Consider the following 13508-nt stretch of genomic DNA (forward strand, 5'->3'; position numbering starts at 1 on the left):
CAATGCGCAATCAATCGCCCCCCGAGGGGCCCGACGGCACGGGCGGTTCGTCCGTCCGCAGGGCCGTCTCCCTCGGGTCGGCGGCGGCCGACCCCGGCCCGATGCTGGCGCCGGCCGCACGGCGTACGGCCGCACCGGAGCCGGACGAGGGCGGCACCGAGGGAGCGGAGGCGGCGCGGCCGGCCCCGCACACCGCCGGGAGCGAGGCCGCTCCCGAGCGGCCCGCCGCCACGGGCGGTACGACCGGGGAACCGGTCGCGGCGTCCGCCGCACCCGACGCGTCCGCCGCACCGCAGCGGTCGGAAGCGGAGGGCGGGAGCGCCGCCGAGCCGGCCACCGCCGTCCGGGCCGTCCCGGTCGCCGCAGCCGACGAGGCCGGCGGGGCCGTCGGAACCGCCGCCGGCGCCGGTGCGGACGGTCCGCCGTCCGGGAACCCGAAGAAGCCCCTGCTCGCCGCCGCCGGCATCGCGGGCGTCGTCCTCCTCGCCGTGCCGCTGCTGATCTGGGCCACGGACGACTCGCAGCGGAAGAAGAAGGACGACGTGGCGGTGGCCGTCGGGTCCGACACGCTGCTCGAGGAGGAGTCCCTGGAGGTGCCGAAGGGCGACTACGCCCCGGCGGAGCCCACCCCGGAACCCTCGACGAAGAAGCCGTCCGCCGAGCCGAAGCCCGTCGTCGAGAAGGCGGCCCCGGTGGTGAGTTCGGCGGCCCCGGTCAGCGAGTCGCCCAAGGCGACGGAGGAGAAGGCGGAGAAGAAGGCGGAGAAGAAGGCGGAGCCCCGGGCCGAGAAGCGCGAGGCTCCCGAACTCCCGCCGAACACCGCCGCCTACGCCGTCCAGCGGCTGGCCGCCCAGGACTCCGGCCGGCACATCTGCTACCGGGTCCACCGGAAGGGGGCCGGCTGGACGAACCCGAGGTGCGACGGGGCCATGTCGGGCAAGGGGCTGCCGATCACGGCCATCAACATCGCGGTGGTCGGCGCCAAGAAGGTGTCCGCCAACGAGTTCGTCCAGAAGGACGGCTGGACGACCGCCTGGTCGAGCGCGGCCGACGCGACGGATCTGACGCTGGGCAGCGACTCCCCGAACGCGCCCAACCTCAGCGGGTACGCCATCGGCGTCGACGACGGCAACGTCTGCCACCACCACAAGCTCGGCGGGCACGACTGGGGCGCCTATCTGTGCGAGTCGTCCCAGGGCTGGAGGTTCGGCGGGTCGCTGGACCCGGACGTGTGGCTGGAGAGCGTCAAGTTCAACCTCTGACTCAGCCTCTGAGGGGCGCGACAGCGCAGCGGACGCCCGCCGGCACCGGCCGGCGGGCGTCCGTCCTCACCGCGAGGGCTGCTGCCCCAGGACCTGCCGGACGGGCAGGTCCTGGGGCAGCAGGGTCGTGAGGTCGGCGAGGCTGGGCGAACTCAGCCCGCCCAGCCGGCGGGCCTGGCTCGTCATCATCGACTCCAGCAGCTGCCGGGCGAGCCGCGCGTTGCCGAAGGACCGGTCGCGCGGGATGGCGTCCACATGGGCGCGCAGCGCCTCGACGGTGGCGTCGGCGCACTCGTACCCGGAGGCGGCGGCGTGCCGGGACACGATGGTGACCAGTTCGTCCGTGCTGTAGTCCTCGAACGTCACGAACTTGGAGAACCGGGACGTCAGGCCGGGGTTGGAGGCGAGGAAGCGCTCCATCTCCTCGGTGTATCCGGCGACGACGACCACGATCTCGTCGCGGTGGTCCTCCATCAGCTTCAGCAGGGTGTCGACGGCCTCCCGGCCGAAGTCGTTGGAGGAGCCCTCGGGGGTCAGGGTGTAGGCCTCGTCGATGAACAGCACCCCGCCCAGCGCGCTGGTGAAGACGTCCTTGGTGCGCTGGGCGGTGTGGCCGACGTACTGGCCCACCAGGTCCGCCCGCGCCACCTCCACCAGGGAGTCGCGGGGCAGCACCCCCAGCGAGTGCAGGAGCCTGGCGTACAGCCGGGCGACGGTGGTCTTGCCGGTGCCGGGCGGTCCGCTGAAGACGAGGTGGTTGCTGATCCGGGGGGCGGGCAGCCCCGCGGCGATCCGCTGCCGGGCGTTGGTCAGCAGACTGACCAGGTCGGCGACCTCCCGCTTCACGGCGGCGAGCCCCACCATGGCGGTGAGTTCGGCCATCGGGTCGGACGCGCCGTCGGCGTCCTGGGCCGTGCCGCCGACGGCCGCCGCCTCCGCGTCGCCGACGTCCTGCGGCAGCAGCAGCGTCAGGTCGTTCTCCGCCGGGTCGGTCATGGCCGCGAGCCGGAACGCCTGCCGGTCCACCATGTTCTCGAACACGCCGCGGGCCGCACGGCCGTTGCCGAAGGTCGCGTCGCGCGTCATCTGCTCGAAGCGCACGGCGAGGGCCTCCCGGGTCAGCGGCCCGAGCTCGAACTGGTGCCGGCGGCAGAGGCTCTCGGTGATGGTCACCAGTTCCTCCACCGCGTAGTTGCCGAACTCGATGGTGCGGGTGAACCGGGAGGCGAGGCCCGGGTTGGCGGTGAGGAACGACTCCATCTGCTCGGAGTAGCCGGCCGCCACCACGACCACGTCGTCGCGGTGGTCCTCCATCAGCTTCAGCAGGGTGTCGACGGCCTCCCGGCCGAAGTCGTTGGACGTTCCCTCGACGGTGAGCGTGTAGGCCTCGTCGATGAACAGCACCCCGCCCAGCGCGCTGTTGAACGCCTCGGTGGTCTTGATGGCCGTACCGCCGATGACCTGCGCGACGAGATCGGCGCGGGCGACCTCGACCAGGTGCCCGCTCCTGAGCACGCCCAGGTCCGCGAGGATGCTGCCGTAGAGGCGGGCGACGGTGGTCTTGCCGGTGCCGGGCGGCCCCGCGAAGATCAGGTGCCGGCTCATGGACGGGACCGGCATGCCGAGCCGGCGCCGGCGCTCCGCGAGCTGGTTCAGGTTGACCAGCGTGCGCACCTGGTGCTTGACGTTCTCCAGGCCGGTGAGCGCCTCCAGTTCGGCCAGCGGGCCCTGGGGCTCCTGCTCCTTGCCGGTCCCGCCCGGGGCGCCGTCCTCGCCGGCCGTCCCGGCGGACTCGCCCCAGCTGTCCGGCAGGCCGTTGTCCGCGCTGGTCAGCAGCTCGACCGTGAGCCGTTCGCTCGCGCGGCTCTGGCGCAGCCCCGCGCCCCGGTTGTCGCGCACGACGCACCGGGTGACGTCGACCGGTTCGGCGCTGTCGATCCGTACGCCGTCGCCCGTGCTCCCGGTGATCTCGCAGGCGTCGAGGACGGCCCGGCCGCCGCGCGACACCTGGACGCCGTGGGCCCTCGAACCGTGCACCCGGACCCGCTCCAGGGTGATCTCGGCGCCGTCCCGCACCCCGACCCCGGCGTCGGCGCTGTCGCCGATCTCGCAGTCCCGCAGGGTGCCCCGGCCGCGTTCGCCGACGAGCAGGCCCGAGCGGGCGGCGGAGCTCAGCACGGTGTCGCTGATCTCGGGGTCGGAGTCGTCGTCGATGTGCAGCGCGCAGCCGCCTGCGGACTCGATCGCGCAGTGCTCGAGCCGGCCGCGGCCGTCGTCGGTGAACTCGACGCCGTGGCCGCCCGCGCCGGTGATCCGGGCGTGGCGCAGCAGGGGGTCGGCGGCGGAGCGCACGGAGACGCCGACCCCCGCCGCGTCCAGGACCTCCAGGCGTTCGAACTCGGCCGTGGAGTCGTCCCAGAGCTGCACCGCCCCGGCGGTGTCGGCGCAGTCGCTCACCACGGTGTCCCGCAGCAGCGGGGCGCTGCCCTCGACGACCCGTACGGCGCCCTCGGTGGAGCCGTGGAACGAGCAGCCCTCCAGGGTTCCGCGCGAGCGGTCCAGGACGAGCAGCCCGCTGGTCCTGGTGCGCCGGGTGACGCACCCGCGCAGCATCGGGTCGGCCCCGCCGGAGATGACGATGCCGCTCTGCGCGATGGACTCGAAGGAGGTCTCCTCGACCTCCGGGCGGGACATGCTGGTCACCAGCAGCCCCACCGAGGTGTGGTGCACGACGCACCGCAGCACCCGGGTCGAGCTGTGTCCCTCCAGGGCGATGGCCGGCTTGTCGGTGCCGGAGATGTCGCAGCCCTCCACGGTGCCCCGCGCCTCGCCGCTCGCCAGGACGCCGTTGGCCCGCGCGCCGCGGATGCGGCAGTCGCGGACCAGGGGCCCGGCGCTCTCGCCGATGACCACCGCGGAGGTGCCGAAGTTCTCGAACACGCAGTCCTCGACGACGCTCTCGGACTCCGAGGAGTCGACGAGCCCGGCGCCGCCGGGGTTGCCGATCCGGCAGCCGCGGGCGGCCAGCGAACCCTTGCCGCGGACCAGCAGCGCCGTCCATCCGGCGCCGGTCACGGTGCATCCGTCGAGGGCGGCCTGGCCGGCCGGTACGTCCACGACCGCGGCCTCCTTGTCGCGGCCCCGGAGGGTGAGGGCGCTGAGCATCACGGCGTCGGCCATGAGGGTGACGGCGGTGCCGTCCCGCGGGCAGAGCTCGACGCCGCCCGGCTCGCCCTCGCCGACGATCGTCACCCGGTGGCGGATGACGAGGTTCTCGGCGTAGCGGCCGGGACGGACCCGGATCACCGCCCCGGTACGGGCCTGGGCCAGTGCCTCACCGATCGTCCGGAATCCGTCCGACCGTTCCGGGCCGACCGTGAGTATTTGCCGTGCCACGCCTCGAACCTCCTTGTGCTGCTGCGGTAGTTGGCGTTGTGTGCCGTACATCTTGTGTGCCTATCATGCGGCTCATGCGGAATGTCATGAAAAGCCGGAGTGCGGGCTGTGTGCTGGCGATCGCCGTGGTCCTGCCGGCCGTCGGCGGGCCGGCCCTCGCCCTCCCCGCCGCCCCGGCCGCACCGTCGGAGAGCCCCGGCGCCGACGGCCCGGTGGCCACGCTGCTGCCCCCGCTGCCCGTCCGGCTCGGCGAGGACAGTCCGTGCACCGGGATCTCGGAGCGGACGGCCACCGGAGCGGCGTGGTCGCAGACGGCGCTCGGACTGTCCCGGGCCCAGCGGATCTCGCGCGGCGGCGGCGTGACCGTCGCGGTGGTCGACACCGGTGTCTCCACCGGCGTCCCCAGCCTGTCCGGCAGGGTGGAGGCCGTCGACGCGGCGGCCGACGACTGCGTGGGCCACGGCACGTTCGCCGCCGGCCTGATCGCCGCCGCGCCGGAGAGGGGCAGCGGCATCACCGGGGTCGCCCCGCAGGCGGAGATCCTCGCCCTGCGGGGCACCGACGACCGCGGGGTGCCCTCCGTGGAACGCGTGGCCGCCGGCATCCGGACGGCGGCGGACCGCGGCGCGCAGGTCATCTACGTCGGCCAGGCCCTGCGCACCGGCAAGGCCGAACTCACCGCGGCGGTCGCCCACGCCACCCGGCGCGACGCGCTGGTCGTCGCCCCCGCCGCCCCGGACGCCGTGCCCCGCGAGGAGCAGGGACCCGACGGCGAGATGCCCGAGGGCCCGTACTGGCCGGCCGCGGCGCCCGGCGCGCTCGCCGTCGTGGACTTCGGCCCCGGCGGCGCACGGCAGGAGAACGCGCCGCCCGCCCACGAGCCCGACCTGTCCGCGCCCGGCGACGAGATGGTCAGCGTCGGCCCCGGGGGCGCCGGCCACTACATCGGCTCCGGCGCCTCGCTGGCCGCCGCGGGCGTCGCGGGCACCGCCGCACTCGTCCGCGCCTACCACCCCGACCTCACGGCGGCCGAGGTCACCCGCCGTCTCCTCGACACCGCCTACCCCTCGGACACCCCCCGCCTGGACCCCTACGCGGCCCTGTCCCTGGTCCAGGACCGCACGGAGCCCTCCGCGCAGGACCCCGCCCCCGCACGGATGCCGCCTCCCGCCGACCCCGCTCCCCGCACCCGCTCCCTGACGATCGCGGCCGTGGGCCTGACCACGGTCCTCCTGCTCGCGGCCCTCGCCGCGGTGATCCCCCGGGGCCGCGCCCGCAACTGGCGCCCCCCGGCCGGCCCTTAGCCCCGTGACCGCGGGCAGTCGTGCCTCCCCCCGTGCCTGAACGGCCTGGGAGGCACCCCGCAAGCGCCGGGCTGCGCGACCGCCCCCCGGACCACCCCGGCGCGGCGCACTCCGCACACCCCGGCTCACCCCGTGCGGACGCCTCACCACGCGTCCTCCACGAGCCCCGTCTGCACCTGCAGGGTCTTGCGCCGGGCGATCCGGACCGCCCGCCCCGGAATCAGCTCCCGCCCCTTCACACTCCCGAACAGATACCCCTCGCTCGGCGGACACGACATCAGCAGACCGGGCGTGTTGACCTCCTGCAGCCTCCGCAGCAACGCCTCGTTCAGCCCGCGTCCGGCCCCCGCCGACGACCGTGCCACCACCAGGTGCAGCCCCACCTCGTGCCCCAGCGCCAGATGGTCCAGCAGCGGGGCGAACGGCTGCGTCATCGGTCCGCCGCCCACCATGTCGTAGTCGTCGACCAGGATGAACAGCCGAGGCCCCTGCCACCAGTCGCACAACCGCATCCGCGACGGAGCGATGTCCTCGCCCGGAACGCGCTGCTTGACCGCCCGCGCCGCCCCGTCCACCAGGTCCCTCAGCATGTCCAGGGACACGGCGTGCCCCAGCCGGTACGCCTCGGGAACGCTCTCCACCAGTTCCCGCCGGTAGTCCACCGTCATGATCCGCGCCTCGGCCGGCGTGTACCGCTCGGTGATGCCGCGTGCGACCAGCTTCAGCAGGTTCGTCTTGCCGCTCTCCGTGTCGCCCACCACGATCAGATGCGGGTTCTCGGCGAAGTCGTGCCACACCGGGGCCAGTTCGTTCTCGTCCAGGCCGATCGCGATCCGCAGCCCGTTCTCGCCCTCCGCCTCCGGCAGCTCCTCGACCGGCAGCCTCGCCGGCAGCATCCGCACCCGCGGCGCGGTCGGCCCCGTCCAGCTCTCGGCGATCGCGGCGACCAGCCCCGCGACCCCGTCCGCGAGGTCGTCGGCGTCCTCGACCCCGTCGACGCGCGGCAGCGCCGACAGGTAGTGCAGCTTGTCCGAGGTCAGCCCCCGCCCCGCGCTGCGCGGGATCGTCGCCGCCTTCCGGGAGTCGATCTGGGAGTCCATCGGATCACCCATCCGCAGCTCCAGCCGGGTCCCGGTCTGGTCGCGCACCGAGGACGACAGCTCCACCCAGCGGGCGGTGGTGACCACCAGGTGGACGCCGTAGTTGAGCCCGCGGGCGGCCAGCGCGTTGAACGTGGCGATGTGCCGGTCGAAGTCCTGGCGCACGGTGGCCCAGCCGTCGATGACCAGGAAGACGTCCCCGTGCGGCTCGTCGGGGAACTCGCCCGCCGCGCGCCGCTTGCGGTACGTCGCCATGGAGTCGATCCCGTGCTCCAGGAAGAACCGCTCCCGCCGGGCGAGCAGCGTGGTGACCTCCGCGATCGTACGGCCCACCCGCTCGGTGTCCACCCGCGCCGCGACCCCGCTCATATGGGGCAGCTCGTCCAGCGAGGCCAGCGTGCCGCCGCCGAAGTCCAGGCAGTAGAACTGGACCTCGCGCGGGGTGTGGGTGAGCGCCAGCGCGGTGATGAGGGTCCGCAGCAGCGTGCTCTTGCCGCTCTGCGGGCCCCCGGCGATGGCCACGTGGCCGCCGGCCGCCGACAGGTCCACGGTCAGCAGGTCGCGCAGCTGGTCGAAGGGCCGGTCCACGATGCCCACCGGCACGGTGAGCCGCCCCCGCAGCGGCCAGTCGACCGTGGTCAGGCCGTAGCGCGGATCGGGTGCCAGCGGCGGCAGGATCTGGTCCAGGGTGGCCGGCCGGCCCAGCGGCGGCAGCCACACCTGGTGCGCGGGCGGTCCCGCCCCGCGCAGCCGGTCGAGCGCCACCGACAGCAGGGTCTCCCCGCCGCCGTCCCCCTCGCCCTCCGGCTCGGGCTCCGGCTCACCGGTCCCGCCCGTCAGGTCCGGGTCGGCGGGCGCGCGCGGCACCACCCACTCCGCCGTCCACGGCACCACCTGGCGCGCCACCTGCGCCTGCACGACGGCCCGGCGCCGCTGGTACGGCCCCGAGACGTACGCGGCCCGGAACCGGGTCAGCGCGTCGACGCCGCTCTTGAGGAAACCGGCGCCCGGCTGCGCGGGCAGTTCGTAGGCGTCCGGCACGCCCAGCACGCCCCGGCTCTCCATCGCGGAGAACGTCCGCAGACCGATCCGGTACGACAGATGGCTCTCCAGCTGGTGCATGCGGCCCTCGTCCAGCCGCTGCGAGGCGAGCAGCAGGTGCACCCCGAGACTGCGCCCGAGCCGGCCGATCATCACGAACAGCTCCATGAAGTCGCGGTGCGAGGCGAGCAGTTCGCTGAACTCGTCGACCACCACGAACAGGCTGGGCAGCGGCTGCAGCGGGGTCCCGGACTGCCGTGCCTTCTCGTACTCCAGCGCGGAGGTGTAGTTCCCGGCGGCGCGCAGCAGCTCCTGCCGCCGGATCAGCTCCCCGTGCAGGGCGTCCTGCATCCGCGCGACCAGCGCCACCTCGTCCGCGAGGTTGGTGATGACCGCCGAGGTGTGCGGCAGCTCGTCGAGGCCGAGGAAGGTGGCGCCGCCCTTGAAGTCGACGAGGACGAAGTTCAGCGTCTCGGAGGAGTTGGTCAGCGCCAGCCCCAGCACCAGCGTGCGCAGCAGCTCGCTCTTGCCGGAGCCGGTGGCGCCGATCAGCATGCCGTGCGGTCCCGTGCCGCCCTGCGCGGACTCCTTGATGTCCAGCTCCACGGGCCTGCCCTCACCGCTCACCGCGATCGGCACCCGCAGCCGGGCGCTGCCGGTCGCCTTCTCCCACAGCGTGGCCGGGTCGTGCCGGTGCAGATCGGGGATGTTCAGCAGCGAGGTCAGTTCGACGTCGTCGGCGAGCGGCTTGGAGTCGTCGCCGCCCACGCTCATCCGGTACGGCGCCAGCAGCCGGGCGAGCGCGAGCGCGCCCACCGTGCCCAGCCGGTCGGGCCGGCCGAGCACCGTCGACTGCTCCTTGCGGTCGCGGTCGGTGCGCACCAGCGCGACACCGCCCTCGTCCACCTCCAGGCGCAGCGTGGTCCGGCCGGGCTTCCAGGCGAGTGCCCCGGTGAGGTCGAGCACCACCGCGTTGCGGAAGCCGTGGCCGTCGAAGCGGTGCCCGGCCGGCACCGTGCAGCCGTCGATCACGACGACCGTGTACGGCTCCTCACGTCCCGGGGCCGCGTCGGGGTCGGCGCCCGGCCGCTCCAGGAACTCGGCGCCGAGCAGGTTCTCCAGCTCGGTGAAGGCCGAGGCGATCAGGCGGGCCGGTCCGGCGCCGTCCTCCTCGTGCCGGTGCAGGCTGTGCGGCAGCCACTTCGCCCACTCCCACTCCGCACGCCGCTCGTCCGAGACGCACAGCGCGATCCACAGGTCGTCGGGGGAGTGGAACACCGCCAACTGCGCGAGCAGGGCCCGCACCTGGGCGCGTATCCGCTCCTCGTCCCCGCGGAACAGCACCTTCGACCAGGCCCGCAGGTAGATCGCGATGGGCTGGTCCCGGACGGTGGAGTAGGCCCGGGTGAAGCTGCGCAGCGCGTGCGCCGACAGCGGCTCCAGGTCCTCGACGGGCTTGGTCGACAGCGGCGTCAGCTTCATCGCCAGCCGCTGGTCGCCCACGCCCATCCGCACCTCGGCGAAGTCCTCGTCCGACGACCGCCGCTCCCACAGCCGGGTGCTGCGCACCAGCGACGACAGCGCGTCGGGTTCCGGGTGGCGCCAGGCGAGGGCGCGCTGCTGCTCGACGATGGACGCCCGCACCATGCGCCGGGTCTGCCGCAGGTACCGCAGGTAGTCGCGGCGCTCGCCCTTCATCCGCTGCTTGCGTTCGCCGTTGCGGCGCATGACCTGACCGAGCATCATGCCCGCCGACGCGATCACCATCACACCGAGCGCGATGTAGATGAACCCGCCGCTGCTCTGGCTCATCCCCGGCCGCATGAACATCAGCATCATGGAGACCGACATCAGCGCCATCGGCAGGTACGTCCACACCGCGGAACTGTCCGGCACGACCTCCGGAAGCGTGGGCGGCTCCTGAAGACTCAGTTCCCCCGACGGCATTTCCGGCCCTTTACGGCGGGCCGGCCGGCGGAACAGGATCACGCTCAACGAACGTCCTCCTCAATGATTTCGGAAGGAATTCCGGGGGAACCTCGCGGAAACGTCGCGGGTTTTTCCGTAATGAGTCAGAGTCCCGCGCGACGGCGTCGGGAAAATGACCGGGAGGTGCCGTGAAGGCGAACTCCCGGAGTGGTGTTGCGAAAAGCCCGGAGTACGGTCAAACTCGTCGGCGCATGCCCCGTCCGACTTTTCCGTCGCGTTCGGCGACCGGCCGGTGTGCCGCTGCCACCTTCCAGCCACCGCGTATCGCGTGGTCCGCCAGAAAGTGTGAACCCCGAGCCCATGACTGAGATTCAGACGGCGAGCCTGTGCCGCGTCACCGTACGTGCTCCGGCCAGGACCGTCGACCTGGCCGTGCCCTCCGACGTCCCCGTCGCCGATCTGCTGCCCACGGTGATCGGCTACGGAGGGGACGACCTGGAGGAGTCCGGCCTGGAGCACGGAGGGTGGGTGCTCCAGCGCCTCGGCGGTCCCCCGCTCGATCCCGAGAGTACCTTGGACTCCCTCGGTCTGCGGGACGGAGAGGAGCTTCATCTGCGGCCGCGCACCGAGGCGCTGCCCGAGGTGCACATCGACGACCTGGTCGACGGCATCGCCGACGGCATGGGCCGCAGGCCGCACGGCTGGAGCCCTCAGGCCGGCCGGCGGCTGCTGCTCGGACTGGCCGCGGCCACTCTCACGCTGGGCGTCGTGCTGCTGGCCATGCCGGGCACGGCGGGCTGGATGCGGGCCGTCGCCGCCTCGGCCGCCGGACTGCTGCTGATCGCCGGAGCGGGCTCCGCCTCCCGTGCCGTCGGGGACGCCGGAGCCGGCTCGGTGCTCGGCCTCATGGCGGCCCCCTACTTCGCCCTGGCGGGCTGGCTGCTGCCCGGCGGTGACCTGGGCGGCGCCGACGGCGAGGCCGTCCTCGGCGCGCGGCTGCTGGCGGCGTCCGCGGCCGGCGGCGCGGGCGCGGTGCTCGCCCTGGCGGCGGTCGGGGTGTACCCGGCGCTGTTCATCGGCGCGGCCTGCGTCGCGGCGGCGGGCGCGCTCGGCGCCGCCCTGATCACCCTGGACCTGGCGCCGGAGCAGGCGGCCGGCGTGGTGGCCGTCGTGGTGGTGCTCTTCGGCGGGTTCGTCCCGTCCCTGTCGTTCCGGCTGGCCGGCATGCGGATGCCGCCCCTGCCGACCAACGTCCAGCAGCTGCAGCAGGGCATCGACCCGTACTCCTCCTCGGACGTCGACGCGCGCTCCGCGCTGGCGGACGGCTGGATGACCGCCCTCTACGGCGCCATCGGCCTGGTCTGCCTGCCCTGCCAGGCGGCGCTCATGGCCGCGCCGGGCCTCGCCGAGGTCCTCACCGTCGTGGCCCTCTCCCTCCTCCTGCTGCTGCACAGCCGGGGGCTGGGCAACGTCTGGCAGCGGCTGGCGCTGACCTGTGCCGGGGCCTGGGGAACGGCCCTGCTGCTGTTCCTCTCCGCGCGCTCCCTCACCCCGGTGGACCGGCTGACCCTGACGGCCGGTCTGATGGGACTGGCCGCCGCGATCACCATCGCCTCGTGGACCGTGCCCGGACGGCGGCTCGTCCCGTACTGGGGGCGCGCGGCCGAACTGCTGCACTCGCTCGCCGCCATCAGCCTCCTGCCGCTGACGCTCTGGTCGATGGGCGTCTACGGCTGGCTCCGCGGCATCAACGGCTGACCCGGGAGAACGGCGACATGCACAGCAAGCGCGACCAAGTACAGGCGCACCTGTTCATCATGGGACGGCTGGCCTCGGCCATGCTGCGGTCCGAGCCGGACGCCCCGGAGAGCCCGCTGGGCCGGACCAACCGCGGCGCCGCGATCGGCGTGATCATCGCCGTGCTGGTGTGCGCCGGCGCCTTCGTCTTCGGGCTCATCAAGCCCGGCGGCAACGACTCGTGGCGCTCGGGGGAGAACCTGATCGTCGACAAGCAGACCGGCGCGCGTTACCTGTACCTGGACGGGCGGCTGCGCCCGGTGCGCAACTACGCCTCGGCCCGGCTGGTCACCGGCGGCGAGATCGGCGTCACGACGGTGGGCACGTCCTCGCTGGCCGGCACCCCGCACGGAACGCCCGTCGGCATCCCCGACGGGCCCGAGGCGCTGCCGGGCACGGGCGACCTGGACCGCGGCCCCTGGCTGGTCTGCTCGGACGTCCTGCCGCGGACGACGGGCGTCGTCACGGCGACCACCACGCTCGCCCTCGGCGCCGACGCTCCGCAGGACGTGCCCGGCGGCAGTCGACTGGGCGAGGACGAGGGCGTGCTGGTCACCGGCCCCGACGACGCCACGTACCTGCTGTGGCAGGGCAGCCGGCTGCGGCTGGACGAGCGGGCGAAGGCGGCCGAGGCCCTCGGGTACGGCGACGTCACCCCGCGTCCCGTCTCCGCGGCGTTCCTCGACGCCTTCCCGCTGGGACCCGACCTGGCCCCCGCCGACGTACCCGGCCGGGGCGAGCAGGGTCCCGAACTGGCCGGGCGGAGCACCAGGATCGGGCAGCTCTTCAAGGCCGGCGTGCCCGGCTCCACCGCCCGCCACCACCTGCTCACGAAGGACGGGCTCGTGCCGCTGACGGACACGGAGGCGACCCTCCTGCTGGGCGATCCGCGGACCCGTGAGAAGGCGTACGGCGGGGACGACGCGACCGTGACGATGCTCGGCGCGGACGCCCTGGCCGGGCACCTCGCCCCCGACGCGCGGAGCGCGGAGTCGGCGAGGCTGCCCGCGACGCCGCCGAGGGCGGTCACCGTCGCCACCGGCTCGGTGGCCTGCGCCGAGGTCGACTCCGCGGACTCCGGCGTGCGGGTGGGCGCTTCGGTGCTGCCCCGGAGCGCCCTGCCCGGGGCCGTGCAGGCGCCGTCGCCCGAGGTCGAACCGGGGTGCCTGAAGGTCGACTCCATCGCCGTACGGGCCGGAAAGGGTGCGCTGGTCAGGGCGTTGAGCGCGAGCGGCAGCGCTCTGGGCGACACCACGTACCTGGTGACGGACGAGGGCGTGAAGTACCGGCTGCTGTCCCAGGAGGCGGTGACGGCGCTGGGCTACGAGGGCGTCGAGGCGCGGACGATGCCGTCCCCGATGCTGGCCATGCTGCCCAGCGGCCCGGACCTGACCCCGGAGGCGGCGTCCGAGGGCGAGGCCCGGGTGACGCTGCGGTGCCCCGGGCAGTAGGGGGGCGGGAGGGGGCGGCCGGGCACCGTCGGCGATCGTCCGGGAGGGAAATTCTTGGCGTCCACCCGGTCACCCCACGTTTATCCGGGTACCGGGTGGCGCCCGGCGGACGGCGCCGATGTCCGGTCTGTCCGGCTGGATTCACCATGCCGCTCACCTGAGCGGCATGAATTCCGGGCCATTGCTCAATTGAGCTCCTTAATGGGGGAGTTCGCGGTTCCGTCGGCA

At 73.9% G+C, this 13508-nt stretch carries 6 protein-coding genes; 4 read left to right on the forward strand and 2 right to left on the reverse strand.

The window, feature by feature from the left end:
* Positions 1–2: 2 nt before the first annotated feature.
* On the forward strand, positions 3–1262 hold the full coding sequence (locus ACWH4W_RS12810; protein ID WP_473075867.1) for a hypothetical protein: 1260 nt from the start codon (positions 3–5) through the stop codon (positions 1260–1262).
* Positions 1263–1328: 66 nt separating this feature from the next.
* Here the strand turns inward: ACWH4W_RS12810 and ACWH4W_RS12815 are convergent, their stop codons facing one another.
* Positions 1329–4658: a right-handed parallel beta-helix repeat-containing protein gene (locus ACWH4W_RS12815; protein ID WP_473075868.1), complete on the reverse strand. Its 3330-nt coding sequence runs from the start codon at positions 4656–4658 to the stop codon at positions 1329–1331.
* 74 nt (positions 4659–4732) lie between these two features.
* Between ACWH4W_RS12815 and ACWH4W_RS12820 the strand changes: the two genes are divergently transcribed.
* Positions 4733–5962, forward strand: coding sequence for a S8 family serine peptidase (locus tag ACWH4W_RS12820; protein ID WP_473075869.1), 1230 nt, complete (start codon positions 4733–4735; stop codon positions 5960–5962).
* Positions 5963–6105: 143 nt separating this feature from the next.
* On the opposite strand, the gene eccCa is transcribed toward ACWH4W_RS12820, so the two are convergent.
* Positions 6106–10050 carry a type VII secretion protein EccCa gene (gene eccCa, locus ACWH4W_RS12825; RefSeq protein WP_473077486.1) on the reverse strand — a complete coding sequence of 1315 codons (3945 nt, stop codon included), beginning with the start codon at positions 10048–10050 and terminating at the stop codon, positions 6106–6108.
* 342 nt (positions 10051–10392) lie between these two features.
* Here eccCa and eccD point away from each other — a divergent pair, with 342 nt between their 5' ends.
* Positions 10393–11790 carry a type VII secretion integral membrane protein EccD gene (eccD, locus tag ACWH4W_RS12830; RefSeq protein WP_473075870.1) on the forward strand — a complete coding sequence of 466 codons (1398 nt, stop codon included), beginning with the start codon at positions 10393–10395 and terminating at the stop codon, positions 11788–11790.
* A 17-nt stretch (positions 11791–11807) separates the two neighbouring features.
* Positions 11808–13280: a type VII secretion protein EccB gene (eccB, locus tag ACWH4W_RS12835; protein ID WP_473075871.1), complete on the forward strand. Its 1473-nt coding sequence runs from the start codon at positions 11808–11810 to the stop codon at positions 13278–13280.
* Positions 13281–13508: the final 228 nt, after the last annotated feature.

This window comes from Streptomyces sp. DSM 120436, assembly GCF_055778765.1.

Bases quoted from the DNA above. Each gene is read 5' to 3' on its own strand.
- ACWH4W_RS12810 (WP_473075867.1), top strand. From the start codon at position 3: ATGCGCAATCAATCGCCCCCCGAGGGGCCCGACGGCACGGGCGGTTCG.
- ACWH4W_RS12820 (WP_473075869.1), top strand. From the start codon at position 4,733: ATGCGGAATGTCATGAAAAGCCGGAGTGCGGGCTGTGTGCTGGCGATC.
- eccCa (WP_473077486.1), bottom strand. From the start codon at position 10,050: ATGCCGTCGGGGGAACTGAGTCTTCAGGAGCCGCCCACGCTTCCGGAG.
- eccD (WP_473075870.1), top strand. From the start codon at position 10,393: ATGACTGAGATTCAGACGGCGAGCCTGTGCCGCGTCACCGTACGTGCT.
- eccB (WP_473075871.1), top strand. From the start codon at position 11,808: ATGCACAGCAAGCGCGACCAAGTACAGGCGCACCTGTTCATCATGGGA.